We start from the raw sequence: 21820 nt of genomic DNA on the forward strand, positions 1-21820 counted from the left end.
ATAGTTTGTATGGAACTAATCGGGCTTAATAAACGCCCATGCTTATTTCAAATGTAAATAAATTATTCTAAAACCTTGAATAATTTGTCGGATAATCTAATTCGGAAAGGGATTTTAAAGGTGACGGTTTCCCCCAAGACTGCTCTTTTTGAATCGATTTCATTGACAAACATTTCTGAAAGGATAAGTTCTTGCTCTCCTGTTGTACTACCTTTTATTAAAATGATATCGCCAAGCTCAAGTTCGTTTTCTTCGATTAAAAACTGTCCAATTCCTGATTTTGGAAAATAGTGAACCGCTTTTCCAAGATAGATTTTATTTATTTTGGGTGTTTTAATTCGAATTATTTTAGGTCCTACAGTTTTAAAAGCAGCGTGAGTTTCAATATTATTTTTGAAAATCAAAACATCAGATTTTCCCTTTTTGAAAATTTTATTTCCGTTTTTAATGCCTCTGCGAACGGCTTTTTGTTCCTCTTCAGGCAAATGAATTATAGTTACACATTCAGTTGAACAACAACCTTCCATAGCGGTTTTGCATTCTTCGCACTGGATGAAAAGCAAATGACAGCCTTCATTCACACAATTCGTATGCACGTCGCAAGGTTTTCCACATTGATGGCATTGCGAGACAATATCGTCTGTAATTCTTTCACCTAAGCGGTGATCGAAAACAAAGTTTTTGCCGATGAATTTACTTTCCAGACCTTCGGCTTTGACTTGTCGTGTGTATTCAATGATTCCGCCTTCGAGTTGATAGACATTTTCAAAACCTTTATGTTTGAAATAAGCGCTAGCTTTTTCGCATCGAATGCCGCCGGTGCAATACATCAAAAGATTTTTGTCTTGTTTGTGTTCTGAAAGTTGATTTTCGATAATGGGTAGACTTTCTCTAAAAGTGTCCACATCGGGTTTTATGGCATTGGTAAAATGACCAATTTCGCTTTCATAATGATTGCGCATATCAACCACAATAGTATTTGGATCTTCGACTAATTTGTTAAATTCCTTGGCTTTTAAATGAATTCCAATATTGGTCACATCGAAAGTTTCATCTTCTAATCCATCGGCAACAATTTTGTCACGGACTTTTATGGTGAGTTTCAAAAAGGAATAATCATCATGTTCGACGGCAACATTCAACCGAATCCCATTCATGAATTCGTACTTTTCGATAGTATCTTTGAAAGCATAAAAATGATCTGCCGGAAGCGATAATTGGGCGTTGATCCCTTCATTGGCAACATAAATTCGACCTAAAACATCGAGTGGATTCCAGGCTAAAAATAATTCATTTCTAAATTGAGTTGGATTTTGTAAATGCGCATAAGCATAGAAAGACAGCGTGAGTCGCTGTTTTCCGGCATCATCAATCAAGATGGCTCGCTCTTCTGCGCTTAAAGTGTTGTACAGTTGCATGCTATAAACAGGTTAAGTTGAGAAAAATTGTTTTGCAAAAGTAAAAAAATTAACCGCAAAGTCCACAAAGAATGGGAAAAGTAAAAAAAAGAAAAATAAAAAACCACGAAGAAACGTGGTTTTAGAGTATTTATAAATTTAATGTTTTACTTGATAATGGTGCAAATTCCATTCATACATTTGACTTCAGTTGGTGGTGCTACAAACATACAATCTGATACCGCGTTGGTTTGAACGTTGTACAACTCGTCCATATCATTATAGGTTTTAACCATTGCTTGCAGTTTTGTCAAGTCGACACTGTTTGAAAAAAGCAAATAGCTTCTTGGACCGCCGCAAGGTTTTGAACCAAAGGCAATAAAACCACAACCCACACTTTCAGAGCAGCTAAAACTATTGATGTAATTTTGAATTTCTTGTTTTTTGGTTTCTAATTGCGCCGAAATTATAGCTCCAGAGTTGTCATCTGTGTCTGTGCATTGAAAACTTTGTAACAAGATAGAAAGTACTACTATTTTAAAAAACCACTTCATGTTTACGATATTTAAAGCTGTTTGTAATATTGTAAAATTATACAATTTAGTGGAAATGAACAATAGTGCAATGAATTTTAGTTAAAAAAGCAAAAAGCACTATGTTACTAGTGCTTTTTGTATGTTTTTTTCTAAAAAAGTACTAACAAAACTCGTTGAAAGCGTCTTTCAAGTTGTCAGAAATCAATTCGGCAGGTCGACCCTCGATGTGATGACGTTCGAGCATATGAACTAATTCACCATCTTTGAACAAGGCAATACTGGGCGAAGATGGAGGAAAAGGAAACATATGTTGTCTTGCAGCATCAACTGCTTCTTTGTCAACACCTGCAAAAACCGTAACCAAATGGTCTGGTTTTTTAACATTGTCTAAGCTCATTGCAGAACCTGGACGTGCATTTCGAGCAGCACAACCACAAACAGAATTTACCACCACTAATGTTGTTCCCTCTGCTTTTATTGCAGCATCTACAGCCGCAGCATTGTGTAAATCTTGAAAACCAACGGCTGTCAACTCAGCTTGCATTGGTAATACCATTTCTTCTGGATACATATTTTTATATTTAAAGATTATTGTTTTGAAGCTGCAAAGTTACAAAGTTTCAATTCAAGTTATAAGATCGAATTATAAAGTTTTGTTATAGTTTGATAATTGAAGCAAACAGGAGAAAAATTCAGCAAGGGTCACGTTATAAAAACAAGATTTTTAAAAAACGACTTTTCGAGAAATTTCTTGGTTGTTAAACAGCTTAACTTTTATAATAAATACACCCGATAGTTTTATTGGTTTATCCAGAATTATATTGGTATTGTTGAGGTTGTTTTTTGACAATAATTTTTTCCCGGTCAGGTCATAAATAGTTGCTGAGATAATATTTTCTGCAGTCGAATTGATTTTGATTAGGTCTTTGGCAGTAGAGATTGTAACGGTTTCTGAGTCTAGCGAAGGTTTATTTATGCCCAACACTTTATTTGTAAAGCTCAATTCGAAACGTTTGTCAAACCTGCCAATTCCAGTTGAAAAGAGATAGGCACTTTGTTTTAAGTCGTGTTCTATTCCTAATAAATTATCTTTTAGATAGATGTTTTGATTTTTAAAAAACCCATCTACATCATCAATATTGAAGTAAAAATCTCCAACAATCGAGGTTTCATATCCTACAGGAACAATTTCATTTTGATCAAATGGCAATTGTCTCCCTTGAATTACCAAATCTTTATTGCCGAGTAAGGTATAAATAGAGATGGGACTATCAGTATTGGCTAAGCCATCATAACGAGAGTCATAGTCATTTGTTGCTCCATTTACATAACCCAACAGCAGTTGTCGGAAATTGCCTTTATTGCTTACATTAAGCCAAATCCTACCTTCCTCAAGTTGAGATGATATAGCAGTTGTTGCCGGAGAAAGCTGCTTGGAAGATGGTTTCTTTTTAAAAAATTGTGTGTTTACATTGTCTTTTAAACGCGCGCTATTATCAAAATAAACATCCCCATCCTTTTTAACTTCAACAAAAAATCCCTGACCGGAGGCTATTTTGCCAGTTGGCACTAAAACTCCAACGGCTGCAGTTGCAGCTTTTGTCATAGTTGCTGTGCCGCCAGTAAAATTCCAAGTCGCGTAATCGTCTGGATTATAGTTATAGAGATAAGGGTCATCGGGCAGATAAACGCCGTCTATCATAGGTGTAATAGAGGTCCAGAAATACAATGTGCTTTCAATTGAATCGTTTTTTGGATTGGATAAAAACGTTTTGGCATCGATGGCGCAAGGGTACGGATTTGCAATTAATGCAAAATCTAAATAGTCGGAATAACTGGTTTGTGGATCTGTACTTAATGCATAGTTTAGTACAGAGGATTTTACTATTCCATTATTTGCGGTTCCTGTAAATGTTACTGGAACGTTTGTCCCTTCTGTTAGAATTCGGGTAATAAATCCTTCGGCAGGCACAGTCGTTGTTAAACCTTGCCAACCTCCATTTGTTCCGGATTGCCATCTATATTTCCAATCAAAATCGGAAGGAAATTGCGAAATTACATTTTCTAAAACAGGAGAGCCCCAATATACATAATCAAGAGCGGTCATTGACCGAGTGTACTTTGTATGTTCTATATGAGCTGATGGCGTTTTTTCGTCACATCTTTGTACAAAATTTCCAGAGTTTTCTATAATGATTTTTGCTGTTCCAGTGGTGGTTACTGTGTTTAGTGCTTCAATGAAGTTTCCATTTGTAATGGTCACAGTCACACCATCATTTACGGTCATATCGTTACAGCTAAAACTTCCGTACGTTGTTGTTGAATAATTTGAACTCATTGTGACATCTTTTTTAACACTCGGAGGTCCATTTGACCAGGTCGTTCCATTCCAAGCTGCTGTGCCCCCTGAAGCGCCTATTGTCACCTTTGATATATAAAATAAAGTAGTGCCAGGCAAGGTGTTTTTTGATGGACTTCCAGCATTGGATGTCGGAACATCGGGATGATTTGGATTCAGAACGACAGCAGCATCGGTTATTTTATTTTTATTGATGTCTCTGTGATAAATAAATTTTGAAGCATCATTACAGTCGCCGTTTGTACTTACCCAAGCTAGCATTGCAACAGCGACCCTATATGAACCTGAACAAGTAGGACATAGAACTGAATTTACGGGAATTTTTATTGTGCTAACTACTCCAGTAGTTGGGTCAGTGTAATCTTTGTATTTTATTTTATGTACACCGCCAGCAGTAAGCAGCGCATTATAAGCGCTTGTATAGGTCGTTCCATTTGCACTCTCGCCAGTTGTTCTAGTAAAAATTTGATTCGAACCAAAATTCACAGAAGAGTTGAGCAGTGTAAATTTACCGTTGATTTGGTTGGTAAAAGGCAAACCTGCATCAGGCAACGGAAAATCATTACTATTGGGATCGGGATCACCGTCTTTATAGACATAATACCAACTACTACAGCCACAATCGGTGTGTGTTCCTTTAGTAAATATTTTAGTTTCAGTTCCTATGTTAAAAGACAATCCAGGATTTTGAGTGCCAAAATCAAAGTTTGTATTATTAATACTGGAGAGCGCTCCATCCATATCAAAAACCCGGTTTAAGCCAGGAAGAGGATTGCCCGACTCATCTTTAAGTAAAACCCCCATATACGATTCATAGATACCGCTACCATTTGCAACACTGGGATCATAATTTCCGTCGTTTGCGTCTCGTTCGGCAGCAGGTGTGGGAAGGTACAAACTTATTGTTGCTTTAAAGTTGCTATTTGAATTATTAAAATACACTACTCCTGTGAGATCGGTAGCTTCAAAATAAACTTCAATAAAGTAATCACCATCAGTATTAAAAAATGAAGTATTAATAACTTGTGGGGTATTTTGTTCTTTTTTGGTTGTCCCACTACAACTGGTTGTTCCAGTATTTGTAAGATTTATGGTTTGAAACGCAATACTTGATGGATCAGCGATTGAAGTTGAATATACCCGATATCTTAAATACGCATTAGTTACTGCTGTGTTTGCAATCATATTTCCACCGATTGATAATCCGAGATTTCTGCCTATAACGCCAAAGTCTTTTGAGTTAAAGTTTGCATTTCCTCCTGGGTCACAAGCTTCGTTATGATTGGCACTAAACCAAGTTGTAGTAGCGCCTATTTTTAAAGCAATTTTAGCAGAAAAGATGTCTTCAGTTACTGTAAAAGTGGCTTGAAAAGGAGTAACTCCTGTTTTGTACCAAGTGTAAGTTATACCTCCAGAAACAACGGTATAATAGATTTCTGCAACATATGTACCCGTTCCCTCAACTGTGCCTGAGCTATTTAAGCCAGCCACCATAGTTGTAAATGATGATGGTCTTTCCCACTTCGTATCAGCTGAATTACATCCATTTCCTGGCGCTCCATTGTTAGCTAACGCAATACTATTATAACTAGGCGCAATGTTTCCGCTTTTGTAAACTCTATAATACATGGTTGCTGCAGTGAAAACGGTTCCTGATTGTATTAGGTTTCCACCAATGTTAATATTTTGCCCTTGGGCAACAGAGCCAACATTTACTACATTATTCAATAAATCAAAAGCACCATTTCCACCTGGATCGCAAATGTTGTTTACGTTACATCCGGTATAATAGGTTGATCCATTATTAAAAGTGAAGTAGGCTTTGCCTGAATAGACTGGATGTATCGTTGTAAATGAAATTTCAGATCCGTATGTAGTTCCTGCGCCATTTATGGCATAAGAACGCACATAGTATAGCGTAAGTGGCACTAACCCTGTTAAGTTAGCAGAGAATGAACCGGTTGTTCCCAGTGCAACTACTTTTGTAACACCTGCGCCACCGATTACAGGTGCGGGATTTGTAGAAAAAACAATTCCTCTTTCAGTTATCAGGTCGCCACCATCCGAAGTAACATTACCACCCGAGCTTGCAGCATTAGAACTTATTGCTGTTGCCGCTGTTGTTGCCGCAAGTATTGGAGGGGTATCTGTCGTAAAAGAGCCTTGTGTGGTATAAACCGTACCACCGCTATTGGTTGCAAAAGCTTTGTAATAATATAGTGTTCCTGACGAAAGTCCTGTAATGCTTTGAGTAAAAGTACCTGCGGTAAAGGTACCAAAAGATGATACTTTGGTGCCGGTGCCATCTGCAAAGCCATTTAAAGTGCTACAATAAATACCGCGCTCTGTAACCGATGAACAAGCTATCGAGCTAATATTGCCTCCTAATGTTGCTGAAAAGGGATTTACCACACTGTTGGTGGGCGATGTAATGGTAGGCGGCAAATTTGTGACAGTAACCGCTAATGTTCTTACTCCACTTGTACCACAACTATTACCAGCAGTTACAGTAATGTCGCCGCCTTGATTTAAGCCTCCAGTGGTAACGGTTATTGAAGTAGTGCCTTGTCCTAAAGAAATTGACCAAAAGGCAGGCACAGTCCATGTATAAGTAGAAGCATAGGTTACCGCACTAATACTATATGTTTGAGAACTAAGCGAAGCGCATTGCGTAATAGTGCCAGTTATCGAGCCTGGAGTGGCTGGTGTTGCCACTACGTTAACAGCCAGTGCTCGAACAGTACTTGCACCACAAGTATTATTTGCAACAACACTGACATCTCCGTTTTGTCCACCTGCACCAGCTGTAACAGTAATAGAATTAGTTGTTGATCCCGCAGTTGACCATCCTGCAGGAATAGTCCAAGTGTATGATGTAGCACCAGTCACGGCGGCAATGCTGTAGATTTGACCTGCTGCACCAGCACATTGTGTCACAGTTCCGGTTATTGTTCCTGGTTGACTTGTGCGAGTTGTTGCATTAGCAGTTGTACCTGTTGAATAACAAGTGTTGTTTGAAGTATAAAATTTATAGTAATATTGGGTTGCCGCAGTTAAACCAGTATCAGAAAAACTTGTGGCAGAACCATTGTAAATCACCGTATCTCCTCCAAGGGAAGTATTATTTACTGGATAAGCAGTTCCTTGTGTTGGATTTGTAAAGGTATTATCTGCAGAACGTACAATCATTACGTTGCTACCAGCAGCATTTTTAGTCCAAGCCAAATCTATTTGGGTTTCAGCAGTGCCACAATTTGCTGTGGTTAGTGTTGGGTTATCTGCGGTTACAGTAAATGTAGCTGTATAAGGCGAGCTAGAAGTTCCCATATTTATAGCACTCCCATTAGTTGCTTGATGATATACCTCAAAATTATACGTTCCGGCAACAGCATAAGTTGATACAGCAAGGGATATGTTGAGCGCGGCACTTTCATATTTAGTCGTAGATCCGCAAGAAGCCGATGTGGTCGTCAAGTTTGCCCTTAAAAAACCCGGTGGCGTATCGCCTTGTTTGTAAACTCTATAAAACAATTGAGGGGTTGTAGAACCTGTCATAGCTACCATATTTGCACCGACTAGTACTACTGCATTCCCTGCTGGCAATGACCCAAGATTTGTTCCTGGCCAAACCGCTGATCCAGCATCGCAGGCATCCTGTGCCCCTGTGAAACGCCAAGTTGGTCCAGTGCCGTTAAAGGTAAGACCTATTTTTGCTCCAGTAACTGGGTTAGTTGTCGTAAAAGAGCCTTGCGTGGTATAAACCGGACCGCCGCTATTGGTTGCAAAAGCTTTGTAATAATATAGTGTTCCTGAGGAAAGTCCTGTGACGCTTTGAGTAAAAGTTCCTGTGGTAAAGGTACCTGTTGAAAATACTTTGGTGCCGGCGCCATCTCCAAAACCATTTGAAGTACTATAATAAATGCCACGCTCTGTAACCGATGAACAACCTATCGAGCTAATATTGCCTCCTAATGTTGCTGAAAAGGGATTTACCGCAGTGTTGGTGGGCGATGTAATTGTAGGCGGCAAATTTGCAACAGTAACGGCCAATGTTCTTACTCCACTTGTACCACAACTATTACCAGCCGTTACGGTAATGTCACCATTTTGACCTGCGCCACCAGTTGTAACTGTAATTGAATTTGTGCCTTGTCCTGAAAAAATTGACCAAAAAGCGGGTACTGTCCAAGTGTATGTAGAAGCTCCACTCACAGCAGTAACGCTGTAAACCTGCGAACTAATCGATGGACATTGAGAAGTTGTTCCTGTTATAGTTCCTGGTGTTGCTGGAGTGGCAGTACTAACAGTATATGAATAATTTGTACCCCCAGAATTATTGAAGTTAATGGTATATAAATCAGCGTTTGAGCCGTTTGATGCTACATTTGATGTTCCAGAAGTAAAAATATAATATCTAACCGTAGCTCCGTTGGCATTAGTAGCACCTGGAATAGTTGCAGAATAAGTTATTCCACTTCCTGATAGTTGAGTGACAGTACTTGTTGAAAAATTATCTGTAGAATATCTTAAATATACCGCTTGACCACTAGGTAAACTTCCAGAAAGAGTTGCTGTAATCGTACTTGCGACACCAGGACAAGCCCCTGGATTTGTTACCGAAGAGATGGTTATGGGAGCGCCATTTAATTGAAAAATCACAAAATTTCTTGAAGGAGCCGATGAGGCATCTTGTGTCTTAATGATATATCTGTTTGATGTGCTTGAAACATTAATGTAATAGGCTCCAGATGTTGTGCAGCCATCATTAGCTGTATAAGTTGTATTTGCAGCTACTACCACATCCGCCCCTGTACCTGTTGGTAATTGTTTTATGGTACCGCTAAAATCAACAGCTAGTCGCCAATATCTATCACCTGTTGCAGATGGCGTCAGGGTTGGAGAGATATAACTACTTCCAGCCCCAGCTGAAAAATAAGTAAAACCAGAATTGCTACTACAAGCTCCTCCCCAGCTTCCGCCAAACCCATTGCCAACCATTGCGTTCTGCCCATAACTATACCAACCCACCGTGGCGAAAAAAATTGCTGCGATTAAGCTAATGTGATTTAATACTCTTGTCATTTTTAAAAAATTAATAACTTAACCATGAAGGATATAATTTTTTAGCAAAAAATTAGATATTATAAAATTATAAAATTAACCGAAAGAAATGAAAACTGTATCTATTGACCGATAACTATAACGTTGTAGTTGGATAAGTTTTTCGACGTGGTACAATGCGAAAGGTTTTTACTATATTTTTATTGTGAATTTTAATTGAATTTTTGAGTAATTTTCGGAAAATATAAACAACTAAAATTAGTTTATAGAATTGAATTGTAAAGTTTTATGTAATATTTTTTTATTTTGGAAGCGCTGTATTAGAAAGACTTTTCACTTGATTTTTTTAGAATCACAAGCAACTCCTTACCATTTAAAAAAGATTGCTTTTGAAAAACAATTGAATAATCGGTTTGCAAAATAGTAACCGTTGGATAAACCACTTGAGAGTTAATGGTAGCCAATGCTGTGGCAAGGTCATGAATACCTGTGTTATTTCCGTTGGGGATAAATTGAAACTTATGATTATTGAAATGAATGTCATTTTTATTTTCGGCATCCAATGAAATGAAATAGAATTTACTGTTTAAAACAGCTATGATTTCTGGGTTTTTGAAAGTGGAATTTTCCATCATCTTGCAGTAATGACACCAAGAGGTATGAATGAAAACAACCAATGGTTTAGGGTTTTCTTTTGATAATTTGTCGGCTTCTTCAAAAGTATGGATTTTCAGTTGCGCAAAACTAGATGTAATTGTCCAAAAGAAAATCAATAATATGTACAGCGTCTTTTTCATTATTTATCGTTTCTCTAATCTGTGTTAATTTGTGGAAATCTGTGTCTAAACTATATCTCATTTCCATCTAAAATAAATTATAACGCACTCCAAAAAAACCTCTAAGCCCTTGATTCGGGCCATAAACGTACGAGGTGTCAAATGTTAAGCCATAAGGGTTGTTTTGCGTGACCAATGCTTGCCCTTTCGAATCGTATTGAACATTTTTGTCAAAAGGATCTTCGGTTCTAGAAATTAAGAAAGGATTATTACGTTTAGGCGTAAAGTTAAGTAGATTTTTTATTCCCCCAAACAATTCAAAGTTTTTCAAGCCTGAATACGTAAATTGAATGTTTTGCAAACTGTACCAAGGCGAATCAGGATTTCTTGGATCGGTGTCGCTTAACAAAGGCAATTTCATCGGGCTGTAAACATTTCCGGTGTAATCAACAGATAATTTAATTGGATTAATTTTATACGAAACGGTCCAAGTTCCTGTAAAATTTTCGGTCAATATTGGTCTAATTTTTACGCCATTTTCAACATTGGATACATCCATATAGGTTGCTCCGAGTATGAATTTTAATCCATTGGTAAAATTGAGGTCTACATTGCAACTAATTCCTTGACTGAATGCATAACCATCAATATTGTCATATATTATTTTATTGGGATCAGCTTCATAATCGGGAATTATTTTATTGCTAAAAAGGGTATGAAATGCGGTGGTTTCAATGCCCAAAAACGTTCCATTATCGAAGTAGATTTTCTTGATGTAATTCAAATTAGCATTAACGGATTTTTCAGGATTTAAATTGTTCGCAATAACAACTTCTCTGGCGCCAGTTAAAGCAGTGTGATCTTCCGTAAACAAATTGACGACTCTAAATCCGGTTCCAGCGTTAAAACGAAGGATGTTATTGTCGTTGATTTTTAATTTATAAGCCATTCGTGGAGTCAAGATACGGCCGTGTATGGAATTGTAATCGTATCGCAATCCCAATAAAACTTTATGCCTTTGATTAAACGCAATTTCATCTTGTACAAAAATACCGGGAAGCCAAGTTTTTTCAGGATTGTTTTCGTTCAAAATGGACGTTGCTGGTGTGTTATCGTCGTAGTAGGTGTATCGAGAAGCGATTCCGGTAAGCACATCATTTTTGCCAATTTTTTTGTCCCAAGTCAGTTGCAGGAATCCAATTTTCTGATTCGCAATATAAGATGTGGTTCCGTAGCGACTGTCTTGAAAGTGAGCCGTTCCAGAGAACGCTAACATCAGTTTTTCGGTGGTGGGCAATTGGTAACTTCCCAACAATTCGCCCCGTTTGGTGTAAATACTTTCGCCATAAATTTCATTTCCACCTCGGTATTTTTTCTCCCAGCGCACATCACCGCCCCAACGATCTTCGTACATTCCGCGAGCAGCAATGGTGAAGATTCGGTTTTGATTTCGGTTAAAGTTCCATTTGTTGAATAGCGAAATTCTGTTTTGAGCCGTTACATCTGTAAATCCGTCTTTGTCATTGTCAATGGTTTGATCGTAATTGAAATAATTTAGACCCAAAAGCGAAGTGGCTTTTTTGCCAATATTAAATTTAGCCCCTAAATCAACATTAGTTTCCAGCCAAGAAGTGGTAAAAACATCTGCTGAAAATAGGGGAGCATTGTTTGGATTTTTGGTAATAATATTGATTAAACCGCCCACGGCTTCGCTTCCGTACAAAGAAGAGGCCGGACCTTTTACAATTTCAATGCGTTCTACTAGCGAATTTGGAATTCCTGACAAACCATAAACTGTGGATAGGCTGCTTACAATAGGCATTCCGTCAATCATCACCGAAGTATAAGGACCTTCCAATCCGTTGATGTGAATGTCGCCCGTGTTGCAAACGCCACAATTGAGTTGAGGTCGTACTCCGTTTACATTTTGCAAGGCTTCATAAATACTGGCTGTTGGGTTTTTCTTGAAGAAAACAGGACTGTAAACTTCAACTGGAACCGCGCTTTCTAGTCGTTTTACCGCTTTTAAGGTTCCAGAGACTACGACTTCGTTAAGTTCGTTTTCGTTTTGATGTCTTTTAATAGTGTCTTTTTCTTTAACTAGAATTTTACTTTGTGAAAACAAACTGTTAAATGCCAATAATAAAAACAGTAAAAACAAACATTTCATTTGGGTAAATTAAATTTTAGGCAAATCTAAAAAAATAATTACTCTAACAAAATATTTATATATATATTTGCCTTAATAATTTAATTTCAGCTATGAGCAAATCTCTCGAAGAAGTAAACCAATCGGTAGCTACACAAAATAAAACTTCGACTTTTAGAAAAATTTTGGCGTTTTTTGGTCCAGCTTATTTAATTTCTGTGGGCTATATGGATCCCGGAAACTGGGCGACTGATTTGGCTGGAGGAAGTCAATTTGGGTATTCCTTATTGTGGGTTTTGCTAATGAGCAATATGATGGCGTTGCTGTTGCAAAGTTTAAGCGCCAGATTAGGAATAGTAACCCAACGTGATTTGGCACAAGCCTCAAGAGAAACCTACTCCAAATTTGTTAACTATATTCTTTATTTTCTGGCGGAAATAGCTATCGCCGCTTGCGACCTTGCTGAAGTTTTGGGAATGGCAATTGGATTAAATTTATTGTTTGGTATTCCGCTTATACAAGGTGTTTTAATTACTGTTTTGGATACTTTTTTATTGTTATTTCTAATCAATAAAGGGATTCGAAAAATGGAAGCTTTTATTATTGCCTTAGTAGCAATTATTGGTTTTTCCTTTGTTTTTGAAATGGTTTTTGCGCAACCCGAAATGGCAAGTGTTCTTAGTGGTTTAATTCCAAGTATTCCAACCGAAGAAGCACTTTATATTGCCATCGGAATAATTGGAGCTACTGTAATGCCTCATAATTTGTATTTGCATTCTTCCTTAGTACAAACTCGTAAATTCGATCGAACCAATACAGGTATAAAACAAGCTTTGAAATATAATTTTATTGATAGCACTATTGCTTTGAACTTGGCTTTTTTTGTGAATGCAGCTATTTTAATTTTGGCAGCAGCCACTTTTTACAAAAATGGATTGTTTGAAGTTGCGGAAATTCAAGATGCACACCGATTATTAGAACCTATGCTTGGCACCGAATGGGCTCCTATTTTGTTTGCAGTTGCGCTAATTGCTGCAGGACAAAGTTCTACCATAACAGGAACTTTAGCCGGTCAAATTATTATGGAAGGCTACCTTAATTTGCGCATTCAACCTTGGGTTCGCCGCATCATTACCCGATTAATTGCTATTGTTCCAGCGGTAATTGTTATTTCTATTTTTGGCGAAAGCGTGACTGGAAAACTGTTAATTTTGAGTCAGGTGATATTGAGTTTGCAATTGGGGTTTGCCATCATTCCATTGATACATTTCGTGAGCGATAAAACTAAAATGAAAGGTTTTCACATATCAAAAATTACCCAAATAGCATCTTGGATCGTGGCGCTAATTATTGTTACGTTGAACGCAAAATTAGTTTTCAACGAAATTCAAGGTTGGCTCGAAACTTCTGAAAACCCAGTAATTCTATGGCTTACAGTAGTTCCTTTGGCTTTTGGTTTTTTGGTTTTGTTGTTGTTTATTGTTTTCAAACCGTTTATTACCAAAGCAAAACAGGAATTTCAAAATCATTCGCCACATAATTTAGACCTCCAATTTTCTGAAATTGGCACATATAAGACCAAGCGAATTGCCATAACAGTAGATTTCTCGTCTGCCGATACAGTTGCCATTAATAGCGCTTTTGAATTGGGAGGAAAAGAAGCAAAATACACCTTGATTCACGTGGTCGAAACTGTGGGAGCAATGGTTTATGGTAAACACATTGAAGATCACGAAACCTTGATTGACGAAAAATTATTGTCAGAATATAAAGAAATGCTTTCGCAGAAAGGGTTTAAAGTAAAAACAAAATTAGGTTATGGCAAGCCCAATAAAGTAATTCCAGAAATCATCAATAATGGTATTTTCGATATTTTGGTAATGGGAACTCACGGTCATACAGGATTTAAAGATTTACTTTTTGGTACAACCGTAGATAAATTACGACACAAGATTTCGATTCCTTTATTTATTGTAAAAAATTAAAAGAAAGTATTAAGATAAAAGTATCAAGTAATAAGATTTTGGAATAAAGGGTTTTAAATCTGAAATCAAAAATCGTTAATCTACAATCAAAAATCAAATGACTTTTTCAGAAGAGAATTATTTAAAAGCGATTTATCATCTTACCGCTGTAACCGATACCGAGGTGAGCACGAATGCTATTGCCGAAACGATGGAAACTAAGGCTTCCTCAGTGACCGATATGTTGCGGAAATTAGCCGAAAAGAACTTAGTGAATTACAAAAAATACCAAGGCGTTTCTTTGACTGACACAGGCAGACTTTCTGCCAAAATGATTGTGAGAAAACACCGTTTGTGGGAAGTTTTTTTAGTCGATAAATTGAATTTTGCTTGGGACGAGGTTCACGATATTGCAGAACAATTGGAACATATAAAATCCGAGCAACTCATCAATAAATTGGATGATTTTCTAGGCAATCCTACAGAAGATCCACACGGTGATCCTATTCCGAATGCAAAAGGTCAAATTGTAACCATCGAAAAACAATTACTTTCTGAATTGGCAGAAAAACAAATTGGAATTTGTGTAGGTGTCAAAGATTCTTCAGCAGATTTTTTGAAATATTTAGACAAACAAGAAATTGCTTTGGGTTCAAAAATTGAAATTGTCTTTAAAGAAAGCTTTGATTTGTCTACGAAAATAAAGGTAAACGGAAAAGAATTAACAATTTCGAATAAGATTGCTAATAACCTGTATGTAAAAGTAGTTCAATGACAACCGCAATCTTCGCCACAGCTTTTGTCGGTTTTTTTCTTTTTGAAAAAGAACTTTTTAACCAAAAAAGCAACTGCAATTGCTAAAGTTACATAAGACAAAATTTCTTGAATATCCATAAATAAACGATTTAAGATGCAATTCTTTCTAAAGCGATGTAGTTTGTAAATGTTCCACTTTTGTCAAACATTGGATAAGCATCAATTTCGCACCAATACGATTCGCCATTTTTTTTATAATTCAAAATAACTTCCTTGAATGGTTTTAGCTGCGTTAATGCAGTTTTTATTTTTTGTCGGGTAACAATACAGGTACCTTCACCTTGAAACATTGTTGGCGATTTTCCTATTATTTCATCCCTACGATAACCACTTATATGAGAGATAGTATCTGAAACAAACACTATTTTAAAATTTTTGTCTGTAACGATGAGTTCTCTATTTTCTTTATGGGCTTGTTTTAGATAATCTTGTTTAGAACTCCAATTATTTTGCAATCTTTTATACATAATTACATCCGAAAAATGGTCTTTACGAAATTCCCAAGTGGTCAACGGAAGACATTTTATATTTAAACTATTGTAATATTTGGCACAAGCATTATCATAATGTTCCATAGTCGTAAATTTTTATTTGTAGGCGATGTCATTGTATCGCTTTTTTATTGGTTAATATTCTAGTTTATATTTTTAGTTAATCAATTATAGAATGAAGTAACTGTAATCCACAAAAGTAATCCAAAACAATTAAAAATTATTAAAACTCTTTTGTAAATTGAAATGTATTGAAACGTTAACATTTGTTTAGAACAGTTGTAATTTGCCATTGTCAGCAAAAACGCCGAAAAGACAGTTTTATTGTATAAAAAAAGGTCTTCATTTATGTGAAGACCTTTTTTGCTATAATTTGTAACCAACTGAAACGTAAAAGCTTCTGCCTTCGCCTGGTAATATTCCGGGTCCGGGATAACCGCCAGCGCGACGAGTGGCGTAGCTTTTGTCCAGAATATTGTTTACTCCGGTTCTAATATTGAATTTTTTATAAAATTTATATTCAGAGGAGAAATCCCAAATTTCGTATCCATCCAAACGACCTGTCTGACCGTTGGCCGACGGAGCAACTGTATTTTTAGCATCTGTGAATATGTCGCCAGACATTTTGTACTGAAGAGTTGCCGAGAAATTATTGTTTCCCCACGACATTCCGAAATTGTGGATGTATCGTGGTGCATTTTCTACTTGGTTTCCTGCTAAATTGGTTTCTGTAAGAATAATTGGAGTTGTTGCTGATGGTGTTAATACTTTTTGATCAACATAACGACTGTCGATGAAAGACATTGAAGCAAAAACATCCAAATTTCCGTAAGGTTTGTTGATGCCGAACATTTTGGTGACATTCAAATCCACAAAACTTTCTATTCCTTTGTTGCGTGTTTCTCCTAGATTGGTTCGGAATATATAGGTTTTGTTTGGATCATTGTCCAAAATTTGAGGAATGACACCTACACGGTCTTGATAACTGAGGAAAAAAAGACCCACGTCAAAGTTTAAAAAACCTTTATAAACACCGCGATAGCCTAAATCCGCATTATAGCCTTTTGAATCTTTTAAGTTTGGATCAATCACATCTGTAACTGCAGGTGGTGTTAAATCGCTAAATAAAACAGGACGATAGGCTTGTGATATATTGGCATAAAAGTTTGTTCTTTGTAATTTATATTCAAATCCAACACCAAAAAGAGGTTGGTTTCTAGTGATTTGTTTTTCAGCAAAAGTGACATCATTTCCATCTTTAATGCCAATTCTACCGTTTGATGTAGAAAAAATATGCTCAAAACGAAAACCCGGAGTAATGCTGAATTTGTCAGTAACTTTAAATTGATTTTCAGCAAAAAAAGCAAAGTTTTTGGTTAAAAATTCTAATTCTGTTGGATATTTGCCTTCAATAGTCATATCAAAATCGCTTCCTGTTGTACCAACACCTTTTTGAAAACGCTCTGTATTGGCTTGGTACAAACGAATTCCGAAAGCAAGGTTGTTTTTGATTTTACCCAAATTGTAACGATAAAGATTTCTGTTCTCAACGCCTAAATTTTTGTAAATATCACTATCAACTTGGCGTTTGCCGTATTGATTTATAGTTATAGCATCGGGAACTGTTGCGGCGCTTGTAAAACCAACGCTGTTTCTTTCGCCAATAAGTCCAAAAGCTTTTACCGAAACATCAAAATTAGTATTTATTTTGCTGTCAAAATTCAGAGAAAAAATATTCCAAGGCACACCAAACCAATTGCGCTCTCTAAAGGATTGTCTTGAATCTGTTCTAAATTGATCGTCGGTTAATCCGCCTGGTTGTTGCATTACATAATCAGAATTGGTGTATTCAGCCGATATTTTGGTTTTGTCTGTTAAACGATATTCTAGAAAAGCGTGCGTGTTTCTGGCTGTAAATCGGTTGTTTTCACGCCATCCTTCTGAACTTCTGGAATGGTTGTAAACGTAATAGGAGAATTTTTTATATTTTCCACCAATAGCGTTAAAAGAACTAACTAGTCCAAAACTTCCGACAGTATTCTGCGTTTCGAACGAAAATGGTTTTTCTGTTTCTCTTTTTAATACATAGTTCAACATTCCGCCAAACTGAGGACCAAATTGCAAAGAAGCACCACCACGCACCATTTGGATGGTTTCAACCGCTTCTAGCGGTGGATTGTAATAAGCTTCAGGATAACCAAACACATCTGCCGAAATATCTACACCGTTTTGACGTGTATTTAATTCCCAACTTCTGTTAGGGCTTAAACCTCTAACGCCTACATTGATTTGCAGACCCGAACCTTCGTTTTCCCAAACCGTTACACCTGGAATTCTAGCAAAAACTTCACGAGCATTATTATTGGTTAAATTGGCATTAAGATTAGAAAGTTTCAAAACTTCGTTTTTCTTACCCGAAAAAAGGATGTTGTCTTTGATTTCTGGCATTCGTTCCGGGCTTTGTTGTTTGACAACAATAACAACAGTCGATAATTTATTTATGGTATCCTTTTTAATTTCTTGAGCTAAAGTAATTTTTACAAAAAGCAAGCATAAAAGGGCTGCAGATAGGTGTTTCATTTCTTATTTATTTGTTTTATGCTGCAAAAATAAACATTATTTTTATTTAGACAAAATATAAATAAGAGATTTGGATAAATTTATTTTAATAATTGATAGGCAATCAAAGCCACGATATAAGCAAAACTACTCATAAAAACCAATTGTCCTAAAGGCCATTTCCAACTGTTAGTTTCCTTTTTAGTAACCGCCAAAGTACTAATGCATTGCAATGCAAAAGCGTAAAAAAGTAGTAGCGAAATTCCGGAAGCAAAATTAAATATTTTCGCTCCCGTTTCAGGATTGGTTTCTGTCGCCATTTTGTTTCGGATTGTATTTTCATTATCACTGCCACCAACGCTATAAATTGTAGCTAGGGTTCCCACAAAAACCTCTCTAGCGGCAAACGAACTAATAATCGCAATTCCAATTTTCCAATCATAGCCTAGAGGTGAAATGGCGGGTTCAATCGTTTTTCCCATAAGTCCAATATAGGAATTTTCTAATTTATAGGATGCTACTTTGTTTTCAATTTCCAATGCCGAAAGGCTTTTATTCTCAACTTTTGAAGCAATAATCGTTTGGGCATTTCTAAATTTGTCGCTTGGACCATTAGAAGCCAAAAACCATAAAATAACCGATATGGCTAAGATGATTTTTCCCGCCCCAAAAACAAAAGCTTTGGTTTTTTCGACAACGGTGATGAGCACGTTTTTGAACATCGGCAACTTGTAATTGGGCATTTCGACCACAAAGTAAGTTTTGCAATTCAGTTGAAGTACGTTGTGGAGGATATAAGCCGAAAAAATAGCTATTGCAAAGCCTAAAACATATAACAGCATTAGTGTTAATCCTTGTAAATTTAGAATCCCAAAAATATATTGATCTGGAATTACAAGCCCTATAATGATGGCATAAACAGGCAATCTTGCAGAGCAAGTGGTAAACGGAGTGACTAAAATGGTGATTAATCGCTCTTTCCAGTTTTCGATATTTCGGGTCGCCATAATAGCTGGAATAGCACAAGCAGTTCCAGAAATTAAAGGCACAACGCTTTTGCCTGAAAGACCAAATCTACGCATAATTTTGTCCATCAAAAAAACTACACGACTCATATAACCGCTTTCTTCGAGTATTGAAATGAATAAAAACAGAAAAGTAATTTGTGGTATAAACATTAAAATTCCACCAATTCCAGGGATAATACCTTCCGCAATCAAATTAGTAAAAGCTCCTGGAGGCAAATTTTTGCTAGCTGCTGAACTCAAACTAGCAAAAGTAGTATCAATAAAATCCATTGGAATTTTAGACCAAACAAATATGGATTGAAAAATACCAAATAAAACAGCAAAGAAAATCAGATAACCCCAAAGTTTGTGCGTGAGCACCCGATCGAGTTGGCTTCTGAAATCAGTAGCTGTTGAGGAATCTACTTTTTGACCAATTTTCAAAATGGAATTTATAAATTGGTAGCGCTTGATGGTCTCTTTTTGTTGTAATTTTTTAAGCTCTGAATTGGTTTTGGTAAAAGATTGTTTTTCAAGAGTATTTCTATTCAAATCTGCGAAATTGACATCTTGAGTAATTACCAACCAAAGTTTGTACAACGATTGATTAGGAAACGTTCTTCGAAGCGTATTGAAATAATCGTCATCTATAGACGAGGCATTCAAACAAGGTGCTGTAGAAATGGTTTTATACGTAGTGATTACCGTTTTTAGAGTTTCAATTCCGATATTTTTTCTAGAACTTACTAGTACAATTTTGGTTTTTAATTGTTCTTCTAAAAAAGGAATATCAAGCGAAATGCCTTTGAGCTGCATTCGGTCAACCATATTGATGACTAAAATGGTTGGAATTTCTAGGTCTTTTATTTGCGTGAAAAGTAGCAGATTACGTTTCAAATTCTCCACTTCGGAAACAACAACAATCAAATCAGGAAATAGTTTGTCTTTTTTGTTGAGCAAAAGTTCAATCACCACACTTTCGTCGGCTGAACTGGCATTCAGACTGTACGTGCCCGGCAAATCTATTACGTTCGCATTAATAGTGTTAGTTAATTTACAAAAACCAACCTTTTTTTCGACGGTAATTCCGGGATAATTTCCCACTTGTTGATTTAAGCCCGTAAGTTGGTTAAAAACCGAAGTTTTTCCCGTATTTGGATTCCCAATTAAAGCGACATTGATATTTTGTTTGCTCATTCCGTGTTATTTTTTGATAATATCAATCTCAATTTCACGAGCAGTTTCAATTCGAATGGCAAGATGTGAGCCATTGATGTCTAAATATAAAGGATCACCAAAGGGTGCGATTTGAAGTAATTCGACAGTGTTTCCGGGCAAACAACCCATTTCTAATAATTTTAACGGAATTACATCGGCATCAAAATCTTTGATGATGGCTTTTTCTCCTTTTTTTAGGTTGGCTATTGTAGTTTGCAATTCTTATTTAGATTGAATATAGATTGCAAAAGTAATCTAAAAAAAAGAATTATAAATGATAATTGTCAGGTTTGTAAATCAAACAAAGAATTTTAAAGTGTAATAAGTCCTGATTTAGGATTCAAGTTATTGTTTAGCTTTGAGTAGTGGTTACAACTAGTAGTATTGTAAATGAATCATTGCGTTTTGATAGTTAAAAAAACAGCAATTGCATTTTATGATTCATAAAATTCAAAAGCATCAATAATATCCAAGTACGCACCATCAAAACCTGCATTTATTATTTTTTTAATGTAGGAATTGTCATTGCCATAAATGATGTTTTGCCAATCTTCATTCCAATATTTTACTTTAAAATTTCCGGGCCAATCTGGATTTACTGTATCTAGCCAAGTTGGTTTATTGGTATTCCAATTGGTGTTCCAATAATATCTATAATTTTCGGCTTCACCAATAGATATATATGAAATAACCAGTCTTTTCCCTCCATTTGCCTTGGTTTTTAGTTTGTCTATTTCTGATTTAGTGAATGCTGTCCCATCGTTAAAAAACAAATCCATAATAATCAAATCGTAATTACTGGCGCTTACAGCATTTATAAAATCATTTTTAGATGTAAAACGTGACGGATCAATTAAATACAAAAAATTTTTTACTTGCAGCATTGAAGTTACATCTGCATTGTTTTCGTGGTAAATTTGGGCAGGAATCGTGGGAATGTTATCTAATTCTCGATGATTTGCCGCAAAAGATACATAACCGGAATTGTTGTTTTCAAGATACGAATTGTTGATTTTTGAGGGTGTCCAAACATAATCCGTCACGAGAATTTTTTTATTGGTGCTTTTTGAGATGTTCAAAAACCCCTTCAAGTACGAAATGGTTGCGTTAGGAGTTGGCTGATCATCATTGTCATAACCATAAAGTAAATCTTCTTGTCCGTTGGCATCAATTGCGTTCAAATATGCCATATTTGGTTGTCCAGAAACCATTCCATCGCCCGTTACCAATTCAATTCCATTTTGTGGAATAATATTGAAATTTGGGTTTATTGCTTTGGAATATTTACTGATTTCAACAACAAAATTTCTCATATTTTGTCGGAAATCAATTATATTTTCAGGATTTGAGCCTTCCTCTTTGCTGCAAGATGTCAGCGAGAAAAATACAATCAAAAAAAACAGTTTAAATTTCATTTTATAGATTTAAGATTTACAATATATAACTATAAAAGTGAAATTTTATTGCTGAGTTTCTAAATACCAAAG

Annotated in this window: 14 protein-coding genes; 2 read left to right on the forward strand and 12 right to left on the reverse strand. The window is 36.2% G+C overall.

The genetic code is table 11. The annotated features are described in order from the left end of the window. Nucleotides 1-62 precede the first annotated feature (62 nt). From RMO83_RS13330 to RMO83_RS13355, 6 genes are all read right to left on the reverse strand, one after another. Complete coding sequence (locus tag RMO83_RS13330) at nt 63-1418, reverse strand: rhodanese-related sulfurtransferase (protein ID WP_310560193.1); 1356 nt, start codon at nt 1416-1418, stop codon at nt 63-65. Nucleotides 1419-1564: 146 nt separating this feature from the next. Next, entirely contained in the window at nt 1565-1951 is a 387-nt protein-coding gene (locus RMO83_RS13335) for a hypothetical protein (RefSeq protein WP_310560194.1), read from the reverse strand. 142 nt (nt 1952-2093) lie between these two features. Further along, a complete protein-coding gene (locus RMO83_RS13340; RefSeq protein ID WP_310560195.1) occupies nt 2094-2504 on the reverse strand; it encodes a BrxA/BrxB family bacilliredoxin in 411 nt (136 codons plus the stop codon). A gap of 153 nt (nt 2505-2657) precedes the next feature. Then, nucleotides 2658-9374: a T9SS type A sorting domain-containing protein gene (locus RMO83_RS13345; protein WP_310560196.1), complete on the reverse strand. Its 6717-nt coding sequence runs from the start codon at nt 9372-9374 to the stop codon at nt 2658-2660. A gap of 299 nt (nt 9375-9673) precedes the next feature. Next, nucleotides 9674-10150, reverse strand: coding sequence for a DUF255 domain-containing protein (locus RMO83_RS13350; protein ID WP_310560197.1), 477 nt, complete (start codon nt 10148-10150; stop codon nt 9674-9676). 67 nt (nt 10151-10217) lie between these two features. Continuing rightward, the gene (locus RMO83_RS13355; RefSeq protein ID WP_310560198.1) at nt 10218-12299 is read right to left on the reverse strand and encodes a TonB-dependent receptor domain-containing protein; all 2082 of its coding nucleotides are present in this window, start codon (nt 12297-12299) and stop codon (nt 10218-10220) included. A 92-nt stretch (nt 12300-12391) separates the two neighbouring features. Between RMO83_RS13355 and RMO83_RS13360 the strand changes: the two genes are divergently transcribed. Together RMO83_RS13360 and RMO83_RS13365 are read left to right on the forward strand one after the other, a co-directional pair. Next, complete coding sequence (locus RMO83_RS13360; RefSeq protein WP_310560199.1) at nt 12392-14263, forward strand: Nramp family divalent metal transporter; 1872 nt, start codon at nt 12392-12394, stop codon at nt 14261-14263. 97 nt (nt 14264-14360) lie between these two features. Continuing rightward, nucleotides 14361-15017, forward strand: a complete 657-nt coding sequence (locus RMO83_RS13365; RefSeq protein WP_310560200.1) for a metal-dependent transcriptional regulator — start codon at nt 14361-14363, stop codon at nt 15015-15017. Here the strand turns inward: RMO83_RS13365 and RMO83_RS13370 are convergent. The 6 genes from RMO83_RS13370 to RMO83_RS13395 all read right to left on the reverse strand — a co-directional run bounded on the left by RMO83_RS13370 (nt 15011) and on the right by RMO83_RS13395 (nt 21646). Beyond that, complete coding sequence (locus RMO83_RS13370) at nt 15011-15136, reverse strand: FeoB-associated Cys-rich membrane protein (RefSeq protein ID WP_310560201.1); 126 nt, start codon at nt 15134-15136, stop codon at nt 15011-15013. The genes RMO83_RS13365 and RMO83_RS13370 overlap by 7 nt on opposite strands. 11 nt (nt 15137-15147) lie before the next feature. Further along, nucleotides 15148-15633, reverse strand: coding sequence for a PAS domain-containing protein (locus RMO83_RS13375; protein ID WP_310560202.1), 486 nt, complete (start codon nt 15631-15633; stop codon nt 15148-15150). 282 nt (nt 15634-15915) lie between these two features. Next, nucleotides 15916-18129 (reverse strand): TonB-dependent receptor domain-containing protein, encoded by a 2214-nt coding sequence (locus tag RMO83_RS13380; protein WP_310560203.1) that lies wholly within the window; start codon nt 18127-18129, stop codon nt 15916-15918. Nucleotides 18130-18209: 80 nt separating this feature from the next. Next, nucleotides 18210-20312, reverse strand: a complete 2103-nt coding sequence (gene feoB, locus RMO83_RS13385) for a ferrous iron transport protein B (protein WP_310560204.1) — start codon at nt 20310-20312, stop codon at nt 18210-18212. 6 nt (nt 20313-20318) lie between these two features. Beyond that, nucleotides 20319-20552, reverse strand: a complete 234-nt coding sequence (locus RMO83_RS13390; RefSeq protein ID WP_310560205.1) for a FeoA family protein — start codon at nt 20550-20552, stop codon at nt 20319-20321. Nucleotides 20553-20767: 215 nt separating this feature from the next. After that, nucleotides 20768-21646 carry an endo alpha-1,4 polygalactosaminidase gene (locus RMO83_RS13395; RefSeq protein WP_310560206.1) on the reverse strand — a complete coding sequence of 293 codons (879 nt, stop codon included), beginning with the start codon at nt 21644-21646 and terminating at the stop codon, nt 20768-20770. Nucleotides 21647-21820 lie beyond the last annotated feature (174 nt).

The sequence above is a fragment of the Flavobacterium sp. genome (genome assembly GCF_031423415.1).
Classification (GTDB): Bacteria; Bacteroidota; Bacteroidia; order Flavobacteriales; family Flavobacteriaceae; genus Flavobacterium.

Excerpts from the sequence above, each read along its gene's own strand:
- RMO83_RS13380 (WP_310560203.1), bottom strand. The coding sequence starts at position 18,129 with ATGAAACACCTATCTGCAGCCCTTTTATGCTTGCTTTTTGTAAAAATT.
- RMO83_RS13340 (WP_310560195.1), bottom strand. The coding sequence starts at position 2,504 with ATGTATCCAGAAGAAATGGTATTACCAATGCAAGCTGAGTTGACAGCC.
- RMO83_RS13395 (WP_310560206.1), bottom strand. The coding sequence starts at position 21,646 with ATGAGAAATTTTGTTGTTGAAATCAGTAAATATTCCAAAGCAATAAAC.
- feoB (WP_310560204.1), bottom strand. The coding sequence starts at position 20,312 with ATGAGCAAACAAAATATCAATGTCGCTTTAATTGGGAATCCAAATACG.
- RMO83_RS13375 (WP_310560202.1), bottom strand. The coding sequence starts at position 15,633 with ATGGAACATTATGATAATGCTTGTGCCAAATATTACAATAGTTTAAAT.
- RMO83_RS13365 (WP_310560200.1), top strand. The coding sequence starts at position 14,361 with ATGACTTTTTCAGAAGAGAATTATTTAAAAGCGATTTATCATCTTACC.
- RMO83_RS13350 (WP_310560197.1), bottom strand. The coding sequence starts at position 10,150 with ATGAAAAAGACGCTGTACATATTATTGATTTTCTTTTGGACAATTACA.
- RMO83_RS13330 (WP_310560193.1), bottom strand. The coding sequence starts at position 1,418 with ATGCAACTGTACAACACTTTAAGCGCAGAAGAGCGAGCCATCTTGATT.
- RMO83_RS13335 (WP_310560194.1), bottom strand. The coding sequence starts at position 1,951 with ATGAAGTGGTTTTTTAAAATAGTAGTACTTTCTATCTTGTTACAAAGT.
- RMO83_RS13355 (WP_310560198.1), bottom strand. The coding sequence starts at position 12,299 with ATGAAATGTTTGTTTTTACTGTTTTTATTATTGGCATTTAACAGTTTG.
- RMO83_RS13370 (WP_310560201.1), bottom strand. The coding sequence starts at position 15,136 with ATGGATATTCAAGAAATTTTGTCTTATGTAACTTTAGCAATTGCAGTT.
- RMO83_RS13360 (WP_310560199.1), top strand. The coding sequence starts at position 12,392 with ATGAGCAAATCTCTCGAAGAAGTAAACCAATCGGTAGCTACACAAAAT.
- RMO83_RS13345 (WP_310560196.1), bottom strand. The coding sequence starts at position 9,374 with ATGACAAGAGTATTAAATCACATTAGCTTAATCGCAGCAATTTTTTTC.